24 protein-coding genes are annotated in these 26,076 nt (G+C 67.1%); 11 read left to right on the top strand and 13 right to left on the bottom strand.

Annotated elements, in window-relative coordinates:
* Positions 1–8 precede the first annotated feature (8 nt).
* Positions 9–287 (top strand): type II toxin-antitoxin system Phd/YefM family antitoxin, encoded by a 279-nt coding sequence (locus I2488_RS02430; protein WP_196274203.1) that lies wholly within the window; start codon positions 9–11, stop codon positions 285–287.
* On the top strand, positions 280–627 hold the full coding sequence (locus tag I2488_RS02425) for a hypothetical protein (protein ID WP_196274202.1): 348 nt from the start codon (positions 280–282) through the stop codon (positions 625–627). The genes I2488_RS02430 and I2488_RS02425 overlap by 8 nt, the downstream gene beginning before the upstream one ends.
* Positions 628–727: 100 nt before the next feature.
* Here the strand turns inward: I2488_RS02425 and I2488_RS02420 are convergent, their stop codons facing one another.
* The gene (locus tag I2488_RS02420; RefSeq protein WP_196274201.1) at positions 728–2,023 is read right to left on the bottom strand and encodes a spinster family MFS transporter; all 1,296 of its coding nucleotides are present in this window, start codon (positions 2,021–2,023) and stop codon (positions 728–730) included.
* A 5-nt stretch (positions 2,024–2,028) separates the two neighbouring features.
* Positions 2,029–2,787, bottom strand: a complete 759-nt coding sequence (locus I2488_RS02415; protein WP_246465419.1) for an SDR family NAD(P)-dependent oxidoreductase — start codon at positions 2,785–2,787, stop codon at positions 2,029–2,031.
* A gap of 324 nt (positions 2,788–3,111) precedes the next feature.
* On the opposite strand from I2488_RS02415, the gene I2488_RS02410 reads away from it, so the two are divergent.
* Positions 3,112–5,679 (top strand): TonB-dependent receptor, encoded by a 2,568-nt coding sequence (locus tag I2488_RS02410; protein WP_246465418.1) that lies wholly within the window; start codon positions 3,112–3,114, stop codon positions 5,677–5,679.
* Positions 5,680–5,909: 230 nt separating this feature from the next.
* On the opposite strand, the gene I2488_RS02405 is transcribed toward I2488_RS02410, so the two are convergent.
* The 6 genes from I2488_RS02405 to I2488_RS02380 are packed head-to-tail and all read right to left on the bottom strand — an operon-like array spanning position 5,910 to position 12,192.
* Positions 5,910–6,662: an SDR family NAD(P)-dependent oxidoreductase gene (locus I2488_RS02405; RefSeq protein WP_425492344.1), complete on the bottom strand. Its 753-nt coding sequence runs from the start codon at positions 6,660–6,662 to the stop codon at positions 5,910–5,912.
* Complete coding sequence (locus I2488_RS02400; protein ID WP_196274198.1) at positions 6,659–7,783, bottom strand: Gfo/Idh/MocA family protein; 1,125 nt, start codon at positions 7,781–7,783, stop codon at positions 6,659–6,661. Before I2488_RS02400 ends, I2488_RS02405 begins: the two co-directional genes overlap by 4 nt.
* 2 nt (positions 7,784–7,785) lie before the next feature.
* Complete coding sequence (locus tag I2488_RS02395; protein ID WP_196274197.1) at positions 7,786–8,646, bottom strand: sugar phosphate isomerase/epimerase family protein; 861 nt, start codon at positions 8,644–8,646, stop codon at positions 7,786–7,788.
* A complete protein-coding gene (locus I2488_RS02390) occupies positions 8,646–9,893 on the bottom strand; it encodes a DUF1214 domain-containing protein (RefSeq protein WP_246465417.1) in 1,248 nt (415 codons plus the stop codon). The genes I2488_RS02395 and I2488_RS02390 overlap by 1 nt, the downstream gene beginning before the upstream one ends.
* A gap of 2 nt (positions 9,894–9,895) precedes the next feature.
* Positions 9,896–11,152 (bottom strand): sulfotransferase family protein, encoded by a 1,257-nt coding sequence (locus I2488_RS02385; RefSeq protein ID WP_196274196.1) that lies wholly within the window; start codon positions 11,150–11,152, stop codon positions 9,896–9,898.
* The gene (locus I2488_RS02380) at positions 11,149–12,192 is read right to left on the bottom strand and encodes a zinc-dependent alcohol dehydrogenase (protein WP_196274195.1); all 1,044 of its coding nucleotides are present in this window, start codon (positions 12,190–12,192) and stop codon (positions 11,149–11,151) included. Before I2488_RS02380 ends, I2488_RS02385 begins: the two co-directional genes overlap by 4 nt.
* Before the next feature lie 130 nt (positions 12,193–12,322).
* Between I2488_RS02380 and I2488_RS02375 the strand changes: the two genes are divergently transcribed.
* The 8 genes from I2488_RS02375 to I2488_RS02340 all read left to right on the top strand — a co-directional run bounded on the left by I2488_RS02375 (position 12,323) and on the right by I2488_RS02340 (position 21,961).
* The gene (locus I2488_RS02375) at positions 12,323–12,955 is read left to right on the top strand and encodes a TetR family transcriptional regulator (RefSeq protein WP_196274194.1); all 633 of its coding nucleotides are present in this window, start codon (positions 12,323–12,325) and stop codon (positions 12,953–12,955) included.
* A gap of 103 nt (positions 12,956–13,058) precedes the next feature.
* Positions 13,059–13,562 (top strand): nuclear transport factor 2 family protein, encoded by a 504-nt coding sequence (locus tag I2488_RS02370; protein ID WP_196274193.1) that lies wholly within the window; start codon positions 13,059–13,061, stop codon positions 13,560–13,562.
* Between the two features lie 25 nt (positions 13,563–13,587).
* On the top strand, positions 13,588–14,346 hold the full coding sequence (locus I2488_RS02365) for an SDR family NAD(P)-dependent oxidoreductase (protein ID WP_196274192.1): 759 nt from the start codon (positions 13,588–13,590) through the stop codon (positions 14,344–14,346).
* A gap of 92 nt (positions 14,347–14,438) precedes the next feature.
* The gene (locus I2488_RS02360; RefSeq protein ID WP_196274191.1) at positions 14,439–16,094 is read left to right on the top strand and encodes a choline dehydrogenase; all 1,656 of its coding nucleotides are present in this window, start codon (positions 14,439–14,441) and stop codon (positions 16,092–16,094) included.
* A 54-nt stretch (positions 16,095–16,148) separates the two neighbouring features.
* Positions 16,149–18,296: a PA5441 family protein gene (locus I2488_RS02355; protein ID WP_196274190.1), complete on the top strand. Its 2,148-nt coding sequence runs from the start codon at positions 16,149–16,151 to the stop codon at positions 18,294–18,296.
* A complete protein-coding gene (locus I2488_RS02350; RefSeq protein ID WP_343070965.1) occupies positions 18,293–19,057 on the top strand; it encodes a DUF3142 domain-containing protein in 765 nt (254 codons plus the stop codon). The genes I2488_RS02355 and I2488_RS02350 overlap by 4 nt, the downstream gene beginning before the upstream one ends.
* Before the next feature lie 90 nt (positions 19,058–19,147).
* Positions 19,148–19,864, top strand: coding sequence for an EAL domain-containing protein (locus I2488_RS02345; RefSeq protein WP_214652151.1), 717 nt, complete (start codon positions 19,148–19,150; stop codon positions 19,862–19,864).
* Between the two features lie 123 nt (positions 19,865–19,987).
* Positions 19,988–21,961: a putative bifunctional diguanylate cyclase/phosphodiesterase gene (locus I2488_RS02340; RefSeq protein WP_196274187.1), complete on the top strand. Its 1,974-nt coding sequence runs from the start codon at positions 19,988–19,990 to the stop codon at positions 21,959–21,961.
* 1 nt (position 21,962) lies between these two features.
* On the opposite strand, the gene estDL136 is transcribed toward I2488_RS02340, so the two are convergent.
* The 5 genes from estDL136 to I2488_RS02315 all read right to left on the bottom strand — a co-directional run bounded on the left by estDL136 (position 21,963) and on the right by I2488_RS02315 (position 26,033).
* Entirely contained in the window at positions 21,963–22,886 is a 924-nt protein-coding gene (estDL136, locus tag I2488_RS02335; protein WP_196274186.1) for a chloramphenicol hydrolase, read from the bottom strand.
* Positions 22,887–23,036: 150 nt separating this feature from the next.
* On the bottom strand, positions 23,037–23,936 hold the full coding sequence (locus tag I2488_RS02330; protein ID WP_196274185.1) for an NAD-dependent epimerase/dehydratase family protein: 900 nt from the start codon (positions 23,934–23,936) through the stop codon (positions 23,037–23,039).
* Positions 23,936–24,742 (bottom strand): SDR family oxidoreductase, encoded by an 807-nt coding sequence (locus I2488_RS02325; protein WP_196274184.1) that lies wholly within the window; start codon positions 24,740–24,742, stop codon positions 23,936–23,938. The genes I2488_RS02330 and I2488_RS02325 overlap by 1 nt, the downstream gene beginning before the upstream one ends.
* Positions 24,739–25,164 (bottom strand): nuclear transport factor 2 family protein, encoded by a 426-nt coding sequence (locus tag I2488_RS02320; RefSeq protein WP_196274183.1) that lies wholly within the window; start codon positions 25,162–25,164, stop codon positions 24,739–24,741. Before I2488_RS02320 ends, I2488_RS02325 begins: the two co-directional genes overlap by 4 nt.
* Positions 25,161–26,033, bottom strand: coding sequence for an SDR family NAD(P)-dependent oxidoreductase (locus tag I2488_RS02315; RefSeq protein WP_196274182.1), 873 nt, complete (start codon positions 26,031–26,033; stop codon positions 25,161–25,163). Before I2488_RS02315 ends, I2488_RS02320 begins: the two co-directional genes overlap by 4 nt.
* Positions 26,034–26,076: the final 43 nt, after the last annotated feature.

The raw sequence follows: 26,076 nt of genomic DNA, 5'->3' as shown, positions 1-26,076 counted from the left end.
GCCGTGTCATGGGCCTCGAAAGCCGCATCAAGCCGATCAGCTATCTCAAGGCCAACGCCGCCGAAGTGCTGCGCGAACTGAACGAGGGCGCCGAGCCGCTGGTCATCACCCAGAACGGCGAGGCCAAGGCCGTTTTGCAGGATGCGGCGAGCTACTACCGGATGCAGGAGACGCTGGCGCTGCTGAAGCTGCTGGCGCTGGCGAAGGAGAACATCGCGGCGGGGAAGGTGAAGCCGATCGAAGGATTGCTCGAGCGGATTACGGGCGAGCGGCCTGCCGATGCCTGACCGGCCAGTCAGAGTCACCGAGAGTGCCAAACTCGACCTTGTCCGCCTGTTTGAACTCGCAGTGTTTCGCAAGGGCGAGGCCGAAGGGCAAAGAGACTTGGCGAAAACTCTGGCATGGATCGCCGACCTTGCTCATGATCAGGCTGGCGCTGCCTGTCCGCATGAACTTGCCGGGCTGGGGCATGATGAATGGAGACAGGTGCTGCGTTCAGGGCTTCGCGTAATCTTTCTTCCCTCGCCCACATGTCTGGACGTGGTGCTGGTGGCTGAGGAGAAGCAGGACTTTGCGAGCCTGCTATTTCGCCGCTTGCTTGCCTGCGAACGTCAGGTCCCTCTGTAGCGTATCACACCGCGCTCCGCTCATCCTGAGCTTGTCGAAGGATGTCGCACGACACCAGCATCCTTCGACAAGCTCAGGATGAGCGGTGGTGTTCGGGCCGCTAGCCCGCCAGCGCCGCCTTGTCCCGCTCGAGCGAGCGCATCGCGCGCAGGGCGGCCCAGACGCCGATGTAGCCGGTGGGGATGGCGACCGAGAGGCCGATGCGCAGGCCTTGCGGGCCGGCTCCGGCGATCCAGTCCGACAGTTGCCCCGCCAGGACCGGGCCGAGCACGTTGGCGAACATGCTTGAGATCAGCAGGACCAGCGCGGTGCCTGTGGCGCGGTGGGCGTTGGGCAGGATGTATTGCAGACCTGCCAGCACGCCGACCGACCATCCTCCGCCGAGCAGGCCCGCGGGCACCGCCAGCAGGCGCGCGACGGTCAGGCTGTCGCTCCAGGTGACGAACAGGATCGCGGTGGTGGCACCGCCCAGGGCGAGCGCGGTCAGGCGCATCTGGACCGTGGCATCGCCCTTGCCGAGCTTGTCGGACACGAAGCCGAAGCCGAGCACGCCGATCAGGCCGGGCAGGCCGAACGACAGCGCGAAGGTGGCGCCTGCGGCCTGCGTCGACAGGCCATAGGCGCGCTCGAACAGGGCCGGGCCCCACATGCCGAAGGTCACGCCGGAAAGCGAGCCCAGCGCCATGATCGTCGCCAGCAGCATGACCGATGGCGTGCCGATCAGCAGGCGCATCGTGTCCTTGAGCGGGAGGACGGGCGTGGTGGGGTGTTCGGCCTCGCGCGCCGGTTCGCGCACGATCAGCCATGTCGCCAGCGCGATGACGATGCCGACAATGCCGAGCGCATGGAATGCGGTCTGCCAGCTGCCATGGGCGGCGATGGCCGGGCCCCCGGCAAGGCCCGCCATCTGGCCGACATAGATCGCCGTGCCGAGCAGGGCGAAAGCGCGCCCGCGCTCGTTGGCGGGGAAGTAGGCCGCAATCAGGGCGGCGGCGGGGGCCTGATAGGCCGCCTCGCCGATGCCGACGCCGACGCGCGCCAGCGCCAGCATTTCGGCGCTGGTGGCAAGGCCCGACAGCAGGGTGAAGAAGCTCCAGAACCCGCAGCCGAGCGCGATGATCATCACGCGCGAGCGGCGATCGGCAGCGCGGGCGATGGGCAGGGTGAAGACGCTGTAAAGCAGCGCAAAGGCCGGGCCCATCAGCGCGCCCATCATCGCATCGCTGATGCCGAAGTGCGTCTTGATCGGCTGGGCGAGGCCGGGGATCAGGAAGCGGTCGGCGTAGTTGAGCACCGCGACCATGACCAGCAGCGTCAGCGCCAGCCAGCGGTTGGTCAAGGGCTTGCCGCTGGCGGTGAGGGTGGCGGCGGCGCCTGCCGGGATCGGGGCGGCCATGCGGGTCAGTCCCGCATCTGCGCGCCGCCGTTGACGTGCCAGACCTGCCCGTTGACCCATGCGCCATCGTCCGAGGCAAGGAAGGTCACGGCGGCGGCGATGTCTTCGGGCTGGCCAAGGCGCAGGTGCGGTACGGCGGCAAGGCCGCGTTCGACGTACTCGTCGGTGAGGTGCTGCTTGACCGCTTCGGTGAGGACGAGGCCGGGGCAGATGACGTTGGCGCGCACGCCCTTCTTGCCGAACTTGGCGGCGACGTGGCGGGCGAGCGCGTGGATCGCGTTCTTGGTCATCGGATAGGCGACCTGCCACGGCGCGCCGCCCGATGCCGCGCCCGAGGAGGTGTAGATCATCGCCCCGCCGCCGCGCTCGATGATCTTCGGCAGCGCGGCCTGGGATGCGAGGAAGTGGCTCTTGGTGTTGATCGCGAAGCTCATGTCGAGCACGTCCTCGGGGCAATCGAGGATGTCGTTGTCGCCCCCGGTGCCGCCGGCGAGGTTCGAGTGGTAGAAATCGAGCCCGCCATAGGTCTCGACCGCGCAGGCGACGATCGCCGCTTGTGAATCCGCACTGGTGCCGTCAAGGTCGACGCCGGTGGCGCTGCCGCCGGTGCTGCGGATGGATTCCGCCACTTCGCGCGCCCAGTCGCCCATCAGGTCGCCGATGACGACGTGGGCGCCTTCTTCGGCGAGACGCCGTGCGGTTGCCGCGCCGATGCCGCGTCCGCCACCGGCAACAATGCCGACCTTGCCCTTGAGGCCCTTCATTCGCGATTCTCCCATATTACCGATTTGCGGATCACAGAGCCGCCAGAATTATGCAAACATGCATATCATCCGAATATGGACAGTGCAATCTGCCATTTTCGGCAAAGTCAACTCCGCATCACGCGGGTTGCGCGATTCGCGGAAGCGTCGTGCGCGGGTCCTATCGAAGGTGAAGCTCAGGCGTCGTTTCTGCGGGATTCTGACGGTGTCGAATTCCGATAAATGGCTCAAATCTGCGCTTCGCGACACGTTTGCGTATTTGGACTTGCTATCGTCTACGCATTGGCTATTTTCCGCGCCAATAACGGAATGAGGGGAGTAATGATGAAGGCCACCACTTGCGCATCTCTGGCCGTGCGCCTCATGCTCGGCGCCAGCCTTGCCACGATCACTTTGGGTTCTGCCGCCCACGCCGCCGAAGATCAGGCACAGGCGACGGACGCACAGGCCGACGACCAGGGCCAGCTCGAACAGATCGTCGTCACCGCGCAGAAGGTCGAGCAGAACCTCCAGGACGTGCCGCTGGCGATCAGCGCGATCAGCGCCGACAAGGTCGAGAAGCTCGGCATCCGCGATGCCAAGGACCTTTCGGGCCTCGCCCCCAACGTGACGATCGTGCAGGGCACCACCAACGCCAACGCCGCCGTCATCTCGATCCGCGGCATCCCGACGCCCGCGACCGAAACCTTCGGCCTCGATACCGCCAACGGCCTCTATGTCGACGGCGTGTTCATCGCCCGCTCGGGCGGCAGCGCGCTTGACGTGATCGACGTGGCTCGCGTCGAAGTGCTGCGCGGCCCGCAGGGCACGCTGTTCGGCCGCAACACCACCGGCGGCGGCATCGCCTTCATCTCGCGCGCGCCGTCCAAGACGTTCAAGCTGAGCGCCGAGGCCGGCTACGGCAACTACAACGCCTTCAACGGCAAGATCACGCTCGATCCGGGCGAGATCGCCGGCATCTCGACCAGCTTCACCTACAGCCACCGCCAGCGCAACGGCACCGTCGACAACCTCAACGAGCCTGACGATGCGCGCGATCCCGGCGCACGCAAGGGCGATTCCTTCCGCGTCGCCGCCAAGGCCGAGATCGGCGGCACCGGTTCGATCCAGTACATCTTCGACTGGAGCAAGATCGACGCCTCGCCGATCAACTTCCAGCTGACCAACGCCGCCAGCGGCGCGCTCCGCCCGGCCGAAGTGGTGAACGGCGTGCCGGTCGTGGTGACGCAGCAGGCCCCGGTTGCACCGTTCCTCAGCACGGTCAGCTTCCTCGATCCGCGCTGCGCCGCGCTTGCCGCGCCGACCCGCGAATGGCGCCAGACTGTGTGCAACGACATCAACAGCCGTTCGACCGACAAGGCCTGGGGCCACAACCTGCAGGTGCAGAACGATTTCGGCGCGTTCCACCTCAAGTCGACCACCGGCTACCGCTTCTGGAACAACGACAGCGTCACCGACCTCGACGGTATCGGCGCGTTCACCGCGCCGCGCTTTACCAACGCCTCGCTGTTCAACGGCATGCCGGTCGGCCTGCTGCAGTTCATCCCGTCGATCCCCGAGGCTTTCCGCCCGTTCATCGCCGCCGCGCCGGTGCCGACCGTGCAGCAGAACCTGTTCGACACCAACAACAAGCGCCGCCACAAGCAGTTCAGCCAGGAAGTCGAAATCGGCAACGAGAGCGACATGCTCGACTGGGTGCTCGGCGGTTTCTACTTCTGGGAGAAGGGTTCGGAGTACAACCCGCAGAACAGCGGCTTCGTGCTCGATACCAACTCGATCTTCCTCGGCAACTTCGGTCCGCTCGGCCCCTCGTTCGTCGCGGCGAACCCGGCCCGCTACCGTCTGGTCCAGACGCTGTCGGTGCTGGACTACACCGCCTCTGCCGAGAGCACCGCGGTCTATGGCCAGGCGACGTTCTACCCCGGCGGCAAGGACAGCGGGCTGCGCCTGACGGCCGGCGGTCGCTACACCTGGGACACCAAGTCGATGGTGCGCCGCCAGAATGGCACCGCGCCACTGGCGACGCCGGAACAGGGCCGCGCCAAGTACAGCAAGTTCACCTGGAACCTGATGCTCGGCTATGACGTGTCCGATCAGGTCAACGTCTATGCCCGCGTGGCCACCGGCTATCGTTCGGGTGGCTTCAACGCGCAGGATCCGGCAGTGGCGGGCGTGCTGCCCTCGTTCAAGCCGGAGAGCGTGACCAGCTACGAAGTCGGCCTGAAGTCGGAACTGTTCGACCGCAAGGTGCGCTTCAACCTTGCCGGGTACTACAACGAATACAAGGACCTGGCGATCGCCGTGCCGATCACCAACCTGGCTCCGGGCACTTTCGCCACCAAGGTGACGAACGCCGGCAAGGTCACCTACACCGGCATCGAGGCCGAGCTGATGGCCGTGCTGACCGACAACTTCACCTTCGAGGCGAACGCCGGTTACGTCGACATCAAGTACAAGGAACTGCTCGCCGGGCTTCCGGTCGCCGCAGGGCAGCCGCTGGTCAACATCGCCAGCTATGCGACGCCGGGCTACACTTCGCCGTTCACCGCCAATGTCGCGATGAATGCGCAGTTCCCGCTTTCGGACAACGGCATGCGCCTGACCGGCCGCGTCAGCTATGCCTATGAAGATGGCAAGTACAGCTTCTCGAACGTGCTGTCCTCGCCGTACAACGAGGTGCTGAAGGGCGACAACCGCAACATCGTCGACGCACAGGTCGCGATCGATCGCATTCCGCTCGCCGGAAGCGAGGCGGCGGTGCGCTTCTGGGTCAAGAACCTGACCGACGAGCACAACCTCGTCCGCGCCATCGACTTCGGCCAGCTCGGTTACGGCGGCGGCTACTACGCCGATCCGCGCACCTATGGCGTGACCGTGGGCGTGAAGTTCTGATCTTTGGGGAGGATGGAGCCGGGCTCGCCCGGTCTTCGTCTTCGGGTAGCCCCGTTCCTGCGCTGGCAGGGGCGGGGCTTTTCCGTTTCGACGCAGGCGTCGAAGGCCCACCCCCAACCCCTCCCGCATGCGGGAGGGGAGCGAGATTTATCGAGCCGCAGGCGAGATTAGTCGCAGCGGGGTGGGCTTCACACGTTTCGAGAAAGAAAGATGAGGCCGTATCCTCGCACTCAGCCCGAGATGGTGTAGCCGCCGTCCACCGCCAGCGTCTGGCCGGTGATCCAGCTGGCGGCGGGACTGGCGAGGAAGAGGATGGCTCCGGCGATATCCTCGGCCTCGCCCAGACGGCCCAATGGCGTGCGGGTGAGGGTGGGAGCGGTCCAGGCATCCTGCGCAAAGGTGCCTGCAGTCATGCCACTGCGGGTAAGGCCTGCCGCCACGGCATTGGCGCGCACGCCGCGTGCGCCCCAGTGCGCGGCCATGGTCCGCGTCAGGCCGACGAGGCCGGTCTTGGCCGCGCCGTAGCCGGGGACCACGGGAATGCCGAAGAAGCTGCTCATCGAAGCGATGCCGATCACCGAACCGCCGCCGGGAATGGTGCTCTGCGCCAGCAGGTCGACCGTGCGGCGCGCCATGCGGAAGGCGCTGGTCAGCAGCATCTGCACCGCGCGCTCGAACACTTCGGGCTCCCATTCGTCGAAGCCCAGGGAGGGCAGGGCGATCCCGGCATTGTTCACCAGCACGTCGAGCCGGGGGAGCGCGGCGGCCACCGCGTCGATCTGCTCCTTGTTCTCGACATCGAGCTGCAAGTAGCGGAAGCCCGCAAGGTCGGCGTCGTAATCCGCCGCATCGCCGCGCGTGCCGGTGATGGTGACGTGCGCCCCGGCATCGCGGAAGGCGGCGGCGGTTGCTGCGCCGATGCCGCTGGTGCCACCGGTGACGAGCACGTGCGCTCCGGCAAAATCGTGTTTCGGTCCCATCATGCCTGCTCCACTTCAACCCAGCGCAGTTCCGCGGCCGAGCGGCGCGCGGCATCGAGAATGGCCTGATTGGCCAGGGCATCGCGGAAATCCGCCGCCGGATCGGGCAAGGGCGGGGCGGTCCCTGCGATCCGCGCCTTCAGCTGGCCGAACAGCTTGGCATAAGGCGCCACGTCGAAGCCCTGACTGTGCCAGCGGTCCATTTCGGTCTGCACCAGTTCGCCGATGGGGAAGGGTTCGGGCGCGGGGTTCACCAATTCGGCGGGCATCTCCACCTGCCGCGCCTTCCCTTCGGCGTCCTGCACCCAGACCTGTTCGGGATCGCCGAACACCGCGCCCGACTGGATCCACGCCGCGCCCTTCGTCCCCGCAACCTTGCAGGTCATCACGAAGGGTCCGGGGAAGCACATCGCGGCTTCGAGCACGCCCATGCAGCCCGACGCGGTGCGGAACTGGACGTTGTAGTAATCGTCAGAGGTCATTGCCGGGCGCAGCGGCGAGAGCTTGCGCAGGATCGCGCTGACCGCCGTGATCTCGCCAACCGTGGCGCGGGCCTGGTCGATCATGTGGGTGCCGAACGCGCCGAGGAAGCCGCCGCCCTGTGCGGCATCGGTCCACCAGTCGGCCAGTGGTTCGGTGGGATCGCCGCCGGGCTGCTGGTAGATGCGGTGGAACATCAGCGGCTCGCCGATCGCGCCTGCGCGGACGAGGCGCGAGAGCAAGGCCTGTGCGCTGTCATAGCGGAACTCCGCGCCGAGCGCATGGGGCACGCCTGCCGCTTCGGCTGCGGCGAGCATTTCGCGCGCCTGCGCGGTATCGCGGGCAAAGGGCTTCTCGCACATCACCGCACGGCCCGCCGCGATGGCCTGCATCACTGGCGTGTAGTGTGCGTGGGGCGGCGTGGCGACGGTGACGAGGCGGATCGCCGGGTCATCGGCCAGCACTTGCGGCAAATCGTTCGAGGCAAGCGGAATGCCGAGCGGTGCAGCGCGGGCGCGGGTCTTTTCGAGGTCGCGCCCGACGATGGCGCGCACTTCGAATCCGGCATCGCGCAAGGCGCGCACGTGGGTGAACAGGCCGAAGCCGGTGCCGACAACGACGGCGCCGATTGTTGAAGCGTTCATGGCTATCCTCTCGCCCTTGCAAGGGTCATGCGGCCGGCATCGGCCCAGTCCTGCGCCACTTGCGCGATGGTCTGGCCCTGCTGGCGGGTGTTGAAGACTTCGACGCCGAACGGGGCTTGCGACCCCATCCGGTCGAGCGTGCGGACAAGGCCGAGGACATCGAGCGCACCTTCGCCCGGCAGCAGGCGCGCGCTCATCAGCTCGGCCCAGAGGTCTGCCTGCGGCTCGGCGGGTGCATCGCAGAGCTGCACCGCGTGGATGCGCTCCGGGGGGATCGCGGCGAGTTCATCCAGCGTCGATCCGCTGCGGAAGAAGTGCCAGGCGTCTATGGTCAGGCCGCCGTTGGGGCGCCCCGCCTCGCGCACGATGGCCCATGCCTCGGCTAGGGTGCGGATGCCGCCCACCGGGAGGAACTCGATATGGGCGCGCAGGCCATGCTCGGCGGCAAGATCGCACAGCGCGGCAAAGCCTTCTGCGGCTTCGTCGAGCGGGGCGGGGGTGGGGGAGAGGTCTATTGCCGCGACCGAGCGCGCGCCGATCCGCGCCGCAGTGGCGACGACCTTGTCCGGTGTCAGCCCGCGCAGCAACTGTCCCAGTTCGCTGTCGTCGCCGCTGGCCTGGCGCTCCATCCAGCAGGCGGTGCAGTCGATCTCGGCAATGCCAAGGCCCGCATCGGCGATGCGCGCGGCGAGGTCCGCGGCGCTGTGGCCAAGCGCCTCTGCGGCCCAGACGTCGCTCGGCTGCAGGGCAATCGCGGCAAAACCCGCCGCCGCCGCCGGTGCCAGCCGGTCGAGCAGAGGGACATGGCCGAAAGGGGCAGGGCAGAACACCAGGTCTGCCGGGGTGAGCGGGGGGATGGCCATCAGTCGACGAACTGCCCGGTGAGGGCGGCCTTGGCGGGATCGAGCGCGGCCAGCCCTTCGGCCTTGAGCGTCGCCAGCGGCAGGCGCCACAGCGTTACCGGCGCGGTCTGTTCGGTCAGCACGAAGCGCAGGCCCCACAGCCCGCGTTCGTGGCCGTAGGAGTTGATCCAGTTGCCGCCCATGCCGGGGTCGCTCTCGGCAATCACCACGCGCACCCGGCCATCGGCTTCGGCAACGTGGCGGTAGTTGTTGATCCAGCCGTTGCCGTCCTCGAACGTATCGAGGTTTTCCTGCCAGATGTTGCACAGCTGGAAGTTCCAGTATTCGCATTCGGGCGGCGTGAATTCGAGCACCAGCGCCTCGTCCAGCCCCTTCTCCCAGCCGCCGAAGGCAACGTGCCGATCGGGCACCCCGCCGTTCGAGAGATACTGCGCGCGGCTGTAGTCAAGCCGGTTGAGACGCGCGGCGAAGTTGCCCTGGCTCCCCTGCCACCAGTTGCGCACCAGTTCGGCATACCCGACCACGGCCTGCGCGGTCCAGGCAAGGCCATCGGCGATCAGGGCGGGGGTGACAGGTTCGGGCGGGGCATTGTCCATGCGCTCGATGGTCATCACAGGCGCGACCTCGCTCGCGCGGTCGGACCAGACGAGGCGGATCAGGATGCAGTTTGTTTCAGGCGAAAGGCGCAGCCAGTTGTGGCCCTCGCCCGGATCGCTGCGCGAGAGGATCACCTCGAAGCTGCCATCCTCGGCAAAGGTCATCTGGCGGGAATGGAGAAAGCCGGTGGTCTTGAGGTTGGAAGGATCGAAGCGTTCCAGCCCCGCAAAGCCCTGCGGCGCCCAATCCTCGGCGCCCGGCGCATCGGGGGCGGGGCAGGTGCACAGCGCCATGACGAAATAGGGGATCGAGCCGCGCGTGCCGGTGATGCGATAGTCGCGCGCCTCGTCGAACTGGCACATCAGGTGGTCCTGATCGACCGTCTGGACGTTGATCGACTGCCGCCAGACCATGTCGCGCAGGCGCGGGCGGGTCGGCTCGGCATTCTCGATCAGGCGCTCCATGCTCGAGCGGGCAAGGCGGGTCATGAAGCGATACCATTCGGCGCGGTCGAGATCGGACAGCGGGCCGTCGAAGGCCTCGATGTGCCGCCCGGCAAGCTTGAGCGTATCGCAGAAATCGTCCCAGGCCTGGCCGGAAAGCAGGCGCTGGCGGGCGGTGCCGGTGCGGCTCATGTCAGTGCGGCTCATCGTCAGTGCTCCTGCTTCACCGGGAAGCGCTCGTAGTAGAAGGCAAAGCGCTGGCGCAGCGCGGCCACGTCCATGCCGAACACGCCTTCGAGATCGTAATGGACCTTGCCGTGGGCATGGCGCGGGTTCTCGGCGAGGTAGCCCAGCAGCTTCGCCTCGGTCTCGGGCGGCAGGTCGAGCCCGGCGAGGGCATAGATCCGGCGCGCCATGCCCTGCTGGTCGGCCATGTATTGGTGGAACAGCACGTCGAGCGATTGCTCGGCCCCCCACGCCTCGCGCTGGGCGACGCATTCGCGCAGCAGCGCCTCGATGCGGTCGGCCCAGAGGCGGGCAAGCGCGGGCGGGTCGATCCACGAACGCCGCGTGCGGTCGGAATAGCCGAGCATCGTGGTGAGCGAGCGCAGCACATCGACCGGATCGCGGTGGGTTATCACCATCGTCGCATCGGGGAACACCGCCTTGATCGCAGCAAGGTTCTCCATGTGCTGCGGGGACTTGAGCAGCCAGCGCACGCCTTCAGGTTTTCCGCGCTGCCACGCGATGGCCTGAAGCACTTTCTTCTCGTAGGCGTATGACCCGGCGCGGTCATGCGCGAGGTAGTGGCGGGTCCAGCGCGGCAGGCGGGCGGAGAACTCCCAGTTGTAGCAGTTCATGTCCATGAACAGCAGTTCGTTGTCCTCGTGGATGTCGTTCGCCGCCATCTCGTGCATCGCTGCCATGTGCGGGACGAGCGCACCGAACGCGCCCCAGAATTCGGCGGAACGGGTGACGCGCGGATCGACTTCGCCGGGGGGGACGGGCGGCCCTGCCACCGGCTCTTCGGACTCCCACAGCGTCAGCGAGGTCAGCCGCTCGTCGCGCGAGAGCCAGTTGACGAGGTGGGTGGTGCCCGAGCGCGGCAGCCCGGCGATGAAGATCGGGCGCTCCACCGGCACCTCGAGGATTTCGGGGTGGCGCCTGACCAGATCCTCGATACGCAGGCGATTGGCCATGGCGCGCACCGCCTGTTTCAGCACGAAGACGCGGCCCCCGCGCGTCAGGCCCTCGTCCTCATAGAGTGCTTCGAGGATCACGGCGAGGCGCTGGCGGAAGCCGGTGTCGTCGCCGAAGTCCGAAAGCCCGGTTTCGGCCATGGCGCGGGCCAGCACCTCGCCTGCCGTCATCGGGCAGGGGAAATCGGCAGGCCCTTCGCGCCATGCGGCAAGCGCCGGGGTGACGACGGGATCGGCCATGTCGTCGATATGGATGATCTGGCTCATGCAGGCTCCGGGAAGGTCAGCATCACCTTGGCCGCGCGCGCACCGTCGGCGGCTACGGCAAGGGCCTCGTGAAAGCGGGAAAAGTCGAAGCGGTGGCTGATCAGCGCGGACAGGTCCTGGCCCGCATGCGCCAGCATCGCGATGGCCTCGCCGAACTCTGCGGCGCGGTTGTCGGCGATGGAGCCCGCTACGGTGATCTCGTTGGCCATCATCCGCCACAGGTCGAGCGCCAGCGGCTTGTGGTGCAGGGCGACGACGCTGATGCGCGCGCGGTATTTCGCCCCCGCGACGACTTCCTCCAGCGCGGCGGCGGACCCGGCGCAGTCGACGAACAGGTCGGTGCCGACATAAGCGCTGCCGAAGCGTTCGCCCTTGCCGTGGAAGCGGCTGAGAGCCGAGGTCAGGGTTTCTTCACCGACGTTGACGGCAAGCCCGGCACCCAGCGCGCGGGCGCGTTCGAGGCGCTCGGGCACGCGGTCGAAAATGGCGATGTCGGTTGCGCCCAGGTGCCGCGCCATGACCAGCGTACACAGGCCGATAGGCCCTGCGCCAAGAATGGCGATCTTGTCCGACGACTTGGCGCCGCCGACGCGCAGGCCGTGAAGGCCGACCGAGAGTGGTTCGGCCAGTGCCGCGCGTTCGAACGACAGGCTGGCGGGCAGGGCAAACAGCGTCTCGCCGATCTCGGCCCCGGCAACGCGGATGTAGGGGGCCATCGCGCCATCAGGGCCGCCGCCGCCGATATAGGCGCGGTCAGGATTTACCGCGACGCGCTGTCCCGGCGTCACGCCCGCTACGCCTTCGCCCACGGCCACCACGGTCCCGGCAAATTCGTGGCCTATCGGTAGCGGCTGCGACAGTGGTTCCACCCCGCCAAGGCCACCTTGCGCGATATAGCCAAGGTCGCTGCCGCAGACGCCGCAGGCGGCCACGCGCACCAGCGCCTCGCCGGGGCCGCAGGTGGGCACCGGCACCTCATCGAGCCGCACGTCGGCAGGGCCGTGGACGCGCGCGAGGCGCATCGTTGCTGCTGTGGCCATCGCTTGGCCTCCTCTTCCCGTCCCGCTTGATTCGCGGGGTTGTCTCGCTGGTTCGCTTGCAATGGTATACCGGACAGTATATTTATCAAGCGGGATTTACGACACCCGACGAAGCGGGCAGGGAGGCATGGTGGAAACGGACGCAGCAGCCCCTGTCGCCAATGCCCGCAGAGGCAGGCCCTCGGCCGAATCCACGCGCCTGCGCATGGCGCATCTGCTTGAGGTGGCGCGCGGCATCTTCGTGCGGCGCGGCTACCGCGCGACGACGATGGACGAGGTTGCCGCTGCCGCAGGCGTCACCAAGCGCACGCTCTATGCTTGGCATGCCGACAAGGAAGCGCTGTTCCGCGCCTGCGTGATGCTGGGGGCCGAACGCTTTCCGCGCATCGAACCGGGTGAGGGCGAGGACCCGCGCGCCGCGCTCGAGCGCTATGTTCTCGAACTGCATCAGGAACTGACGCGCGAGGACAGCTACGGCATGGGCGCGCTGTTCCTGCGCGAAGCGGCGGAGTTTCCCGAACTGGCAGGGTCGATCCAGCGCGGCCACTTCGATTTCATGATCGCGCCGCTCGCCGCCTATCTGCGCAAGCTGGGCCTCGAAGAGGGGGATTCGACCGAGCGCACGATGCTGTTCGTCGCCATGGCCCTGTCGCCGCTGCACAACGCCATGCTGGTCGGCATGGACCTGCCTGACAGCACTGGCGTTGCTGCCCATGCGCGGCGCTGCGTTTCCATCTTCCTCGGCGGCAGCAAGGTGGATTGATTACGCGTTCATTGGCACAAAACATCCTTTGACGGATGAATGCGTATCCCTATACCCGTTTCAAAAGCCGAATCATGCGAAGTGCATTCGGAGGAGAGAGCCTGTGTCGATCAGCCTGGAAGACGTTGCCGCCCGCCTCACCGCGCTTGAGGACAAGGAAGCGATCCGCGCTTTGAAGGCCCGCTACTTGCGCGCCTGCGATCTCAAGCAGGTCGAGGATGTGCGCGATTGCTTTGCCACCGGCAAGATCCGCATTGCCTACGAGAACTTCCCCGAATTCGATGACCGCGACGCCTTCGTCGCGATCTACCAGCAGATGGCCTGCAACGGCGGCGTCTATGACATCCACCACGCCACCAACTGGGAAATCGCATTGGATGGCGATGCCCGCGCCACGGGCAAGTGGTCGCTCAACTTCCGCACGATCCTGACCGGACCGCGCCAGGTCGTCCGCCTCGCCGTGGAATATGATGACGTCTACGAGAAGCGCGACGGGCGCTGGTGGATCGTCGAGACCGTCAGCCGCGTCACCTCGATGCTCACCGAACAGGTGGCCGAGGATGGCGGCGTCACCGTGATCGCGCTGGCCGAAGCGCCCGCAGCCTGACCAGATACCAGAGGGGAATTCAGACATGGCAATCAACTATGGCCTTGAAGGCAAGGTAGCACTCGTCACCGGCGCAGGCGGCGGCATCGGTCGCGCGGCGGCGGAAGTGTTCGCGCGTTCGGGCGCGAGCGTGATGGTCAGCGACGTGAACGAGGCGGGATGCGCCGAGACTGTCGCCCTGATCGAGGCTGCCGGTGGCAAGGCCGCTTTCGTGCGCTGCGACGTGAGCAAGGCCGACGAGGTCAAGGCCATGGTTGCCGCCACGGTCGAAAAGTTCGGCGGGCTCGACTGCGCGTTCAACAACGCCGGCATCAATCGCATCACCGACGACCAGTACGACGACGCGATCTGGGAGCGCGACATCGCGATCAACCTCTCGGGCGTGATGCGCTGCATGCGCGAGGAAGCCGCCGTGATGTTGCAGAACGGCGGCGGCGCGATCGTCAACACGGCCTCGATCAACGGCCTCGTCGGCAATGGTGGCCAGCCTGCCTATACCGCCGCGAAGCACGGCGTCGTCGGCCTTGCCCGCCATGGCGCGCTGCGCTGGGCCAAGGCCGGGATCCGCGTCAATGCCGTATGCCCCGGCGTGATCGAGACGCCGATGACCGCGCCGCTGGTGCAGAACCCCGAAATGAAGGCGCTGATCGATGGCATGACGCCGATGGGCCGCATGGGCTCGGCCAGCGAGATCGCCGAAGCGGTGGTCTGGCTGTGCTCGCCTGCCGCCAGCTTCGTCACCGGCCATGCCATGGTGGTCGACGGGGGCGCTACCGCCTTCTGATCACTTGCGTTTAACCGTCCGCTTAATTACCCCTCTGCCAATAACCCCAAAGCAGTAACCGCGATGAATGCGGAATCGGGACAGGTGGCGAAATGGCGGAAGGCGCGTTCGACTATATCGTGATCGGGGCGGGCAGTGCCGGATCGGTGCTGGCCGCCCGCCTCTCCGAAGATCCGCAGGTGCGGGTGCTGCTGCTCGAGGCAGGCGGACCCAACACCTCGGTGCTGGTGCGGATGCCGGCGGGCGTCGGCACGCTGATCAAGCAGAAGAGCAAGCACAACTGGGGCTTCTGGTCCGAGCCAGAGCCGCACATGGACAATCGCCGCATGTGGCACCCCCGGGGCAAGGGCCTCGGCGGGTCCTCGGCGATCAACGGCATGGTCTATATCCGCGGCCACGCCCGCGACTACGACCAGTGGCGGCAGATGGGGCTGGAGGGCTGGTCCTACGCCGATGTCCTGCCCTATTTCCGCAAGGCCGAGGATTATTGCGGCGGCGCTGACCAGTTCCATGGCGCAGGCGGCCCGCTCAAGGTCAACTGGGGCGAGAATTCCGACCATCCGCTCTATCGCGGCGTGATCGAGGCGGGGCGGCAGGCCGGGCACAAGGTCACCCCCGATTTCAACGGCGCGGACCAGGAAGGCTTCGGGCGCTACCAGCTGACCATCAACGACGGCCAGCGCTGGAGCGCCGCGCGCGGCTACCTCGCGCCGATCGCGGGCAAGCGGGCCAATCTCTCGATCGTGACCGGAGCGCGGGTCCACCGCATCGTGGTGGAGGACGGGCGCGCTGTGGGCGTGGAGTATTCGCTCGGTCAGGGCAAGGCACCGCTGCGGGCCGATGCGCGGCGTGAAGTCCTGCTTTGCGCAGGCGCGTTCCAGAGCCCGCAGATCCTCCAGCTGTCGGGCATCGGCGATCCCGAGGCGCTCAAGGCCAAGGGCATCACCCCGGTCCATGCGCTGAAGGGCGTCGGCCAGAACCTGCAGGACCATCTCGACGTCACGCTCAACTGGGCCTGCACCCGGCCGATCTCGCTCTACAACGAGATCAAGGGGTTGCGGCAATTGAAGGTCGGCCTGCAATATCTCCTGACCGGCAAGGGCACCGGGCGCCAGAACGGACTGGAGGCGGGCGCCTTCCTCAAATCACGGCCCGATCTTGATCGGCCCGACCTGCAGATCCATTTCGTCATCGCGATCATGCAGGAGCACGCCAAGGTGAAGGCCAACCGCGACGGCTTCACCATCCACGTCTGCCAGCTGCGCCCGGAAAGCCGGGGCAGCGTCTCGCTCGCCAGCGCCGATCCTTACGCCGACCCTGCAATCCTCACCAACTTCCTCGCCGCCGAGGAAGACCGCCGCGTGGTGCGCGAAGGCATCCGCATCGCCCGCGACGTGGCGGCGCAGGACGCGCTCGCGCCCTATCGCGGAGAGGAAATCTGGCCGGGCGCGCATGTGCAGTCAGACGCGGACATCGACGCCTGGGTGCGCGCCAAGGGCGAGACGATCTACCACCCGGTCGGCACCGCGAAGATGGGCACCAAGGACGATCCGCTGGCCGTGGTCGACAAGGACTGCAAGGTCATCGGCCTCGAAGGTCTGCGCGTCGTCGATGCCTCGGTCATCCCCGCGCTGATCGGCGGCAACACCAATGCGCCGACGATCATGATCGCCGAGAAGATCGCCGACGTGATCCGGGGATTGCCACCACTGGCTCCGGCAGAGACGCGCCAGGCCGAGTTCGTGTGACAATGTGATGAAGGGCATTGCGTGCGAGGGGGCCGCTGGGCCACCTTGCCGCGCATGATCAAGCGCCTGTTTGCCAAGCATCCCGTCCTCACCGCCGCCGCAGCCGTGGCGCTCGGCAGCCTTGGCGTCGGCACGGCGCTGTGGGCCTGTGCCGACTCATCGTGCTATCCCGGCTGGCAGCTGGGCGCGCTGGAGTATGACTGCGCCGGACGCGCGCTGATCAGCCCCGGCAACGACACGCGCATCAACCTGATCATGCTGATGCAGAGCATCCAGCCGGGGCAGGGCTTGCCTGCCGAGGCCAAGGTCGACGTGAACGATCCGCAGTTCGGCAAGGTGTTCCTGTCGTGGGAGGGCCTGCGCTCCTCGCTGTGGCCGGAGCCCGAGATGGCCGAGCCTGAGTATGACGAGAAGAAGTGCTACGAGGCCATGCCGGGGAGCGCCGATTTCCTTGAGGCGCTGGCGGCGGACAAGGGCGTTCCGGCGGGCGAGCGGGCCGCACTCACCACCTTGCGCGAAACGACAGGCTGCCACGAAGGCGAATGGAACGATGCAGCCGTTGCCAGCCAGCAGGGCCGCGCGTTCCTCGCCTATCTCAAGGCCGCCGATGCCTTCCACAAGGCGGATTACGCGGCGGCGGATGCGGGCTTTGCCGCGCTGGCCAGGTCGGGCAATCCGTGGATCGCCGAGACCGCCCGCTACATGCCGATCCGTATCGGGTTGCGCCGCGCGGCGGCAACCTCGCTCGACGAGTGGGGTGATTTTGCCGGGCCGGAGAAGGTAGACCGGGCGGCGCTGACTTCTGCGGCCAAGGCCATCGACGCCTATCTCGCCGCCTATCCCAAGGGCCGTTACGCGGACTCCGCGCAAGGGCTGAAGCGCCGCGTGGCGTGGCTGGGCGGCGATACCGATACGCTGGTCGGCGCTTACGAGGCGCTGCTCAAGTCCACGCCCGCTTCCAGCATCGAGGCCGCGTATCTGGCCGAGGAGATCGACCGCAAGCTGCTCGAGCGGGAGGATGCGTCCGCTGTCGTGGCACGGCAGGGCAAGGCGCCGCTACTGCTCGCGCTGGCCGACATGAAGCGGATGCGCCCGGTGTACGATGGCCCGGCGGTCGGCTTCTCCGCCGCCGAGCTTGCCGCGCACAAGCCACAGCTCTCGGGCTACCCCGATCTCTACGGCCTGCTCGAAGCGACGCGGATCACTTACGCGGGCGAGAACGCCCAGCCGATCCTCTCGATCCTGCCCGATGCCGCGCGGGCCAAGGGGATGACGCCGCTCGCGTTCAGCCGCCAGATGGTGCGCGGACAGGCACTCTCGGCCCTGCGCGATCCCAACGAGGCCGGGTTCTGGCGCGAGCTGATCGGCGCGGCCAGCCCCTTCCACCAGCGCCCGCTCGCCGAACTCGCCCTCGCCCTGCTCTGGCAGCGCGATGGCCGGGTCGATCAGGCCTTCGCGCCCGGATCGCCAGTGCAGGAACAGTCGATCCGCGAAGTGCTGCTCCAGACGATCGCCAGCCCCGCGATCCTGCGCGCCAGCGCGGCGGACGCCTCGCGTCCGGGGCATGAACGCGACGTTGCGCGCTTCACCCTGCTGCACAAGGACCTGACGCGCGGCGCCTTTGCCGATTTCACCCGCGACGTGGCGCTGGTGCCTGCCGGTGCCAATACCGATGGCGGGCTGTGGGGCTTTGCGCGGCAGGAGCAAGTGCCGGTCGGCCTCTTCACCAAGGGCCAGTGGTCGGACGGCTTTGCCTGCCCCGCCATCGCGCAGACCGCTGCCACGCTCGCCCGCAATCCGGCTGACCAGCGCGCCCGCCTGTGCCTCGGCGACTTCTGGCGGCTGAACGGCTTCGATGGCTTTGCCCTGCACACGCCGGGCGATGGCGTGAACGTGCCGGGACCGATGGTTCTGGGTAACGCAGCTGACCAGTTCCCCGGCAAGGCCAGCTATCGCGACGCCATCTACGCCGCGATCATCGCCAACAAGGCCGCGCCCGCAGAATTGCGCGCCTATGCGCTCTACCGCGCGGTCCGCTGCTATGCGCCGTCCGGCAACAATGGCTGCGCCGGTCCCTCGCGCACGATGGCCGAATACGAAGCCGCACAAGTGCCGCTCGCCACGCGCAAGGGCTGGTACGATGAACTGAAGAAGCGCTACCCGCAAAGCCAGTGGGCCAAGGCGCTGCGCTTCTACTGGTGATCCGGCACGCGCTTGCCTTTCTGGCCCCGCTGCTGCTCGCCGCCTGCGAGCGCCAGCCTGACACGCCGCGCGTCCGCGCCGATACGGCCGAGGCGGTGTTCGTCTGGCCCGGCGTCCATCCCGCGCCGGAAGTGAAGGCGCGCACCGTCTACCTGCTCGATGGCGAAGTGCGGAAGGACGGCCCGGCCCGCCTCCACCGCCTGCGCATGGGCACGCCGCGTCTGCGGGGGCGGACGCTGTGGCTGGTGGTCCGCGCCGACCGGCTCGACTGGACCGACGCCACCCGCGCCGCGATCCTCGCAGACCTCGCGCAATGGCGCGCGGCGGGCAACGAAGTGGCAGGCCTGCAGGTGGATTTCGACGCCGCAACCAAGGGCCTGTCAGGCTACGCCGCGTTCCTGAAAGACCTGCGCGCCCGCCTGCCCAAGGACATGCGCCTCTCTATCACCGGCCTGATGGACTGGAGCGCCAACGGCGACCCGCAGGCGCTCGCGCAGCTGGCCGGCACGGTGGACGAAGTCGTGATCCAGACCTACCAGGCCCGCTCCACCATCCCCGGCTACGAAGCCTACTTCGCCAGACTGGAAGGCTTCCCCATCCCCTTCCGGGTGGCGCTGGTCGAAGGCGGACAATGGCAGGCGCCGCCTGGGCTGGAGGGCCATCCGATGTTCCGGGGCTATGCCGTGTTCCTGCTGGCCCCGGCCCGGCTCTCAGTGCCACCCCCCGTGGTCGCCACGAGATCGCCGTTATCGAAAAGCTAAACTCCTCTCTGGCACAAACGCGCATGATGGAGTGCCCATATGTCCTGCGCTGCTTGCCTTGATGACAGATCCTTCGGCCTGCCGATCACGATGGCGTTTCAGCCCATCGTCGACGTGGAGTCAGAGCGCGTCTTTGCCTATGAGGCGCTGGTCAGGGGCCAGGACGGGCGCAGCGCGGGCGAAATTCTGGCCCAAGTGTCTGACGAGAACCGTTATGCCTTCGACCAGCTCTGCCGCAAGACCGCCATAGAGCAGGCAACCGCAACCGGCCTTGCTGCCAGTGGGGCGAACCTTTCGATCAATTTCCTGCCGAACGCGGTCTACGAGCCGCGCGCCTGCATCCGGGTTACGCTGGCCGCCGCGATGCAGACCGGATTTCCCTTGCAGAACATCATCTTCGAATTCACCGAAAGCGAAGAGATCAGCGTCAACCACATCCTGCACATCCTCAGGACCTATCGCGCAATGGGGTTCAAGACCGCGATCGACGATTTCGGCGCAGCCTACGCGGGCCTGGGATTGCTGAGCAAGTTCCAGCCAGATATCGTCAAACTGGACATGGACCTGATCCGCGATATCGACAGCAGCCGGCCGAAACGGGCAATCGTCGGCAACACGATCAGGATGCTGCACGATCTCGGTATCGAGCCGGTGTGCGAAGGGATCGAGACCGCGACCGAGCAGGACGTGCTGCGCGATCTCGGCGTCACCCTGATGCAGGGGTATTTCTTTGCCAGGCCGGCGGTGGAAAGCCTGCCCGCGGTATCGTGGCAACGGCCACCGGGCCTGTCGTCCCTTGCCGGATGATCGCGCCGCCGAGACTGGCTAAGCAATCCTACGCAGCCCTGGTTAATCCCCCATCTTAAAGGTTTTTACCTAGAACTGGTATCTTAACGAAGATTCAAGGACTTAGGGCGGAAAACGCGCCGGATGCAGGCCTTTGCGAACATCCTCAAGCTGGATACCAGCGACCCGGAGCTGATGCGGGCGCAGTTCCGTTCGTTCTCGAGCCAGATGCCGCTGCTCTACGCGATTCTGGTGTGCAATGCCTTTGCCATCGGCCTGTCGTTCTTCGATCCGGCCAATCCCGTCAAGACCATCCTGACCCCCCTGTTCATCTGCGCCGTCGCCGTCTGGCGGGGGATCTGGTGGTGGGTGCAGAGCGATCCGGCCAAGCATTCCGACGCCTATATCGCCGCCTGCCTGCGCCGCACGTGCTGGCTGGCGGTGCTGATGACGCTGGCCTTCGAGATGTGGTGCATCTGGGTCTATCCTGATGGCGATGTCTATGCGCGCAGCAACCTCACCTTCTTCCTCGGCCTGACCGAGGTGAGCACCGTGTTCTGCCTGATGACGCTGCGCCCGGCGGCGATGCGCGTGGCGGTGGTCAGCACGCTGTCGTTCCTGTTCTATTTCTCGTGGGTCGATGGCGGGCATTTGCTGGCGCAATCGGTGGTACTGACGCTGGTGTGCATCGGCATGATCGTGGTGACGCACAGCTATAACATCTCGTTTTCCGAACTGATCCGGTCACAGAGCCATCTGCGCACGCGCCAGCGCGAGACCGAGAAGCTTTCCGAAGAGAACCGCCGCATCGCCTTCAGCGATCCCTTGAGCGGCCTGCCCAACCGGCGCGAGCTGCTGATGCGGCTGGACCGGCTGGAGGAGCGCGGCCAACACCCGCACGATGCCCTCGCCGTGATCTTCATCGACCTCGATGGCTTCAAGGCGGTCAACGACGAGCATGGCCATCAGGCCGGCGATGCGCTGATCCGCAGCATCTGCCTGCGCCTTGGCCAGCTCTGCCCGCCCTTCGCCCGCCTCGCCCGCGTCGGGGGTGACGAATTCGCGGTCCTGATCGAGGCTCCCGGCGCGCAAGGGGAGGCGGAGCAGCTGGCGGCCATCTTCCTCGAGGAAGTCTCGCTGCCGGTGCTGATCGAACGCCACGTGCTGCAGGTGGGGGCAAGCATCGGCATTGCCGCCAATACCGATGCGGCCGGTACTCCGCGCGAACTGCTGCGCCGTGCCGATACCGCGATGTATCACGCCAAGACCGGCGGCAAGAACCAGGTGGCGATCTACAATGCCGCGTTCGACGAGGGCCGCCTCCATCGCCTCGCGGTCGAAGCGCAGATCGGGCGCGGGTTGGCGCGTGGCGAGTTCGAGGTGTTCTACCAGCCCGAAGTCGATGCCTGGACCGGCCGGATCGTCGCGGTCGAGGCGCTGCTGCGCTGGCCCCGCCGCCCGGAAGGGCCGCTCCCGCCCGACGACTTCATCGACATTGCCGAGGCCACCGGCCAGATCCACCCGCTCGGCATGTTCGTGCTCGAACGCGCCTGCCGCGATATCGCGCCGCTGGGCGATTTGCGGCTAAGCGTCAATGTCAGCCCGGCGCAGTTCCGCGATGCCCATTTCGAACGGCAGGTCGCCCATGTGCTGGAGCAGACCCGCTTTCCGCCCGAGCGCCTGCAGTTCGAGATCACCGAGGGCTATCTCCTCGCCAATCCCGAACGCGTGGTGCGGGCGGTCGAGACGTTCAAGCAGCGCGGCATGTCGGTCGCGCTCGACGATTTCGGCACCGGCTTCACCAGCATCCACTACCTGCGCAGCTATGGCTTCAGCCACATCAAGATCGACAAGTCGCTGCTCGATGGCCTCGCCCCCGGCAGCAAGGCGGCCATGCTGGTGACCGGCGCGATCATGCTCGCCTGCGGGCTCGACATGCGGGTGATTGCCGAGGGCGTCGAGACCGAGCAGCAGGCTGACCTGCTGCGCCGCGCCGGATGCCACAAGCTGCAGGGCTACCTGTTCGGCAAGCCCATGCCGCTGGCCGACATGATCGCCGCATGGGAACGCTCGGAGCGCACCGTGCTGCAGGCCTCGGCGCGCTTCGCCGTTCACTGATTCAGGCGAAAGCCGCCTTCAACCTTGCGCCCGCCCGCTCGATATAGGGCATGGCATCGGGCACCGCCTCGAACATCGAGAAGAAGCCGTGGATCATGCCCGGCGCCAGTTCGGTCTCGACCGGCACGCCGGCCTTCTTCAGTGCCTCGGCATAGTCCAGCCCTTCGTCACGCAGGGGATCGTACTGCGCCACCAGCACTGTTGCAGGCGGCAGGCCAGTCAGGTTCTCGTGCCGCAATACGGCGGCATGCGGGTGCGGATCGCCGTGATCACCCACGTAGTGCGTCCAGAACCACTGCATCATGCGCGTCGTGAGGAAGTAACCCTCGGCGTTCTCGGTGTACGATCCGTTCTCGAAGTTGGTGTCCGTCACCGGGTAGATCAGCAGCTGATGGGCCAGCTTCGGCCCGCCGGTATCGCGCGCGCGGATGGCGACGGCAGCGGCAAGGTTGCCGCCCGCGCTGTCACCCGCCACGGCAAGGCGGCTGGCATCGATGCCAAGCTCGCCCGCATGATCCACCGCCCACAGCAGCGCATCGTGGCAATCGTCGAGCGGGCCGGGGAAGGGCGTTTCCGGGGCGAGGCGGTAGTCGACCGACAGCACCGCCGCGCCGCCCGCCACGGCCAGCGCGCGTGCGGTGGCATCGTGGCTCTCGATCGAGCCGATCACCCAGCCGCCGCCGTGGTAGAACAGCACCAGCGGTGCGTTATCGCCTGCGCCCTCGGGCTTGTAGAACCGCGCGGCGATGGTGCGACCGGGCAGATCCAGCGTCAGGTCGCGCACTTCGGCCACGGCCGGGGGCGGGCCCATCTGCATCGGCTTGTTGGCCTCGCGCAGGGCCTCGGGCGTGATCGTCTCGTAATCGATCGGCGGCATCTGCGCGAAGAAGCCGAGCAGCGCCTCGACCTGTGGATTGAGCGTCATCAGTTTCTCTCCCTTGGCCCTCGTGCCCCATACATCTTCGTCATTGCGAGGAGCGAAGCGACGAAGCAATCCAGAGCGCAAGGCACGACGCTCTGGATTGCCTCGCTCCGCTCGCAATGACGAGAGCAAGGGGCGGAAATCAGCAAGTCTTCAACCGTATTGGGCGACGATCTCGGCGACCGCCGCCGCCACATCGCCGCGACGATAGCCGAGCAGCGCGGTTTCGCCAGCGTCGGGTTCATAACTGATCGTGTTGCCGCGCCCTTGCGGGATGGCGATGTCGGGCAGGAGCGGCAATTCCTCGTCGCGCTCCTCAAGTTGAACGTCACTGCCAACTGCGTCGAAGAACAGCTGGAAGTATTCGCGGAAGGTCAGGTTTTCGTCGCCGACGAGATAGGCCTTGCCTGGCTCGCCGCGCAGCAGCGCGCCTTCGATAGCCTCGGAGAGCGAACGGAACGACATGAAGTTGGTGCCGCCGGTCGGCGCGAAGAAGGGGATCGGTATCTGCCCCTTGGCCCAGGCGACATAGGGCTCGAAGATCGCGCTCGGCAGGCCCGGCACCGCGCCGACCATGAACGGCGCGTTGACGCTGACCACGTCGAAATCGTGGCTCGCCTCGTTGCGGGCGAGCTGGCAGGCGGCAAGGCGCGACTGGATATAGACGTTGCCGGCGATCAGCTCGGGCGCGGCCTGCGGATAGAAGCTGCCGAGCTGCACCGCGCGCTTCACGCCAGCCTCGCGCGCGGCGGCGAAGACGGCGGGCAGGGCTTCGTGATTGGCCTTCTTCAGCCATGCGCCGAAGTCCGCGCCCTGCGGCACGTGGCGCGGATCGTTGCCCGCCGCGAACACCATCCAGTCAAAGCCCTTCAGCTTGTCGGCGGTGAAATCGCCCGCCACGTAATCGCCCTTGAGGAAGCCGAGTTCGGTGAGCGGCGTGCCTGCTGGCGCGGACGAGCGGCCCGTGATCGTCACGTCATGCCCCTGTGCCGCCAGATGCAGCGCGGCATGGCCGCCAAGCGCCCCTGTGCCGCCGATGACCAGTACCTTCATCATTCTCTCCCTTCGGAATTCGCGTTCACCACCGGCAGTGGTGCCAGATCGGGGCTGCGGCGCAGCAGGTTGCCGCCGTCGACGGCGATGCACTGCCCGGTCACCCAGGCGCTTTCGTCGCCGGCCAGGAAGCCCACCGCGCCCGCCATGTCCTGCGCCTCGCCCAGCCGGCCGAGCGGATATTCGGGCAGGAAGGCTTCCGCCGCGCCGCCATCGAACATGCCCTGGGTCGCGCCCGAGCGCGTCAGGCCGGGGCGGATCGCGTTGACGCGCAGGCCCGATGGCCCAAGCTCGTCGGCAGCAGAGCGCACCAGCCCTTCGAGCGCGGCCTTGGCCACATGGTAGGCGGCAAGGTGGCGGAAGGTCAGCACCGCCGCGCCGGATGAGAGGCACACGATCGACCCGCCGGGCCGCATCAATGGCGCCGCCGCGCGGATCACGTGGAAGGCCGAGACGACATTGCTCTCGAAGGCATCGCGAAAGTCGTCTGCCGTGCTCTCCACAATCGGCCTGAACCCGCCGCCGCCGACCGTGGCAAAGGCAATGTCGAGCCGTCCGGCCAGATCATGCGCGCCCTGAACGGCTTCGGTGACGGCCTGCTCGTCGGTGCCATCGCCGATGAAGGTGTGGATTTCGGCCCACGGCACTTGCGCGCGGATGCGCTCGGCCACTTCGGCCAGCCCCTCGGCCCGCCGCGCCATCAGCGCCAGCCGCGCGCCATCGCGGGCGAGCTGCAGCGCGCAAGCCTCGGCAATCGCACCGGTCGCCCCGGTGACGAAGGCCGTGCGTCCGGAAAGGCCGCTCACGCCGCGCCGCCCGGATTGCCGACGCTGCGCAGTTCCTCCCAATCGACGATCAGGGCGCGGGCGGTGAACTTCCAGCTCGCGCCCTCACGCCGCCACTGGTCCTGATAGCGGATCGCCCAGACCAGCAGCTTGTCGCCATCGGGCGCGGCAATGCGATGTTCGGCGGTGGAGCGGGTCTCACCCCGTGCAGCGTCGCCCTCGACCACCACGTTCATATCGTGGACCACATGCCGCGTGGCGCTGAAGGCGTGGGCGAGGTGGTCGATCGAGCCGAGGTTCGCCTCCAGCCCCTTGATGCTGAAGCCGGGGCCGGAAATCTCGACGTCCTCGGCCAGCACCTCGCGCCACAGCGCCTTGTCGCGGCGGTCTGCGCCGAGGGCATAGCGTTCGGCGGTGCGGCGCAGCGCGGCCAGATCGCTCACGAAACCGTCCCCGGAATGACCAGACCATTGCCCGAAATCAGAGGCACGTTGGTCCATTCGCCCTGCGGCGTGCGGTACCAGCCCGCCGCTGCCAGCGCGCCGCCATCGATGTTGATCGTGCTGCCCGTCACCCATGCCGCCAGCGGGCTGGCGAGGTAGAGCGCCGCGCCCGCGCAGTCGCCGGGTTGGCCAAAGCGGCCCAGCGGAATCCACCGTTCCTCGTGCGCGCGGTTCGCGGGCGGGATCATGTAATCGAGCGCCACTTGCGGCGTGTCGGTCGTCTCGGGCGCGATGGTGTTGACGCGGATGCCCTCGGGCCCAAGTTCCAGCGCGAGGCTCTTGGTGAAGCCGGTGACGGCCCACTTGGCGGCGGCATAGACCGAGCAATAGGGAATGCCGCGATGCGCCTCGATCGAGGTGACGTTGATGATGGAAGAGCCCGGCGCACCCTTGCGCAGCAGCGGAATCATCGCCTTGGTCATGCGCAGCAGCTGGCCAAGGTTGACGTCGAGGATTTCCTCGGCCTCGTCCTCCTCCAGCATGGCAAAGGGCCGGGCGTGGACGAAGTGGCCGACATTGTTGACCAGCACGTCGAGCTTGCCCGTCTCCGCCGCGATCCGCTCGGCCAGCATCGCGCCGACCCCGCGTTGCCGCACGTCGCAGCGGATCACGCGGGCGGTGGGCATGGCGGCTTCGGCGGCGTCGGCATTGGCCGGGTCGATCTCGGCGATGACGACGCTTGCCCCTGCGCCGGCAAAGGCCTCGGCAATCGCGCGGCCGATGCCCACGCCGCCGCCGGTGACAAGGACGGTCTTGCCGGTGAAATCGAGGGCCTGCGCAGCAAGGCCGGTGTTGTCTGCCGCAGTCATACGGTCAGTTCCCTCTCCAAGCCGATGATTCGGCGATTATCGT

Origin of the sequence: Novosphingobium jiangmenense, assembly GCF_015694345.1 — a bacterium.
Lineage (GTDB): Bacteria > Pseudomonadota > Alphaproteobacteria > Sphingomonadales > Sphingomonadaceae > Novosphingobium > Novosphingobium jiangmenense.
The sequence above is the reverse complement of the archived record's forward strand: the minus strand, read 5'-3'. Positions and strand labels throughout refer to the sequence as shown.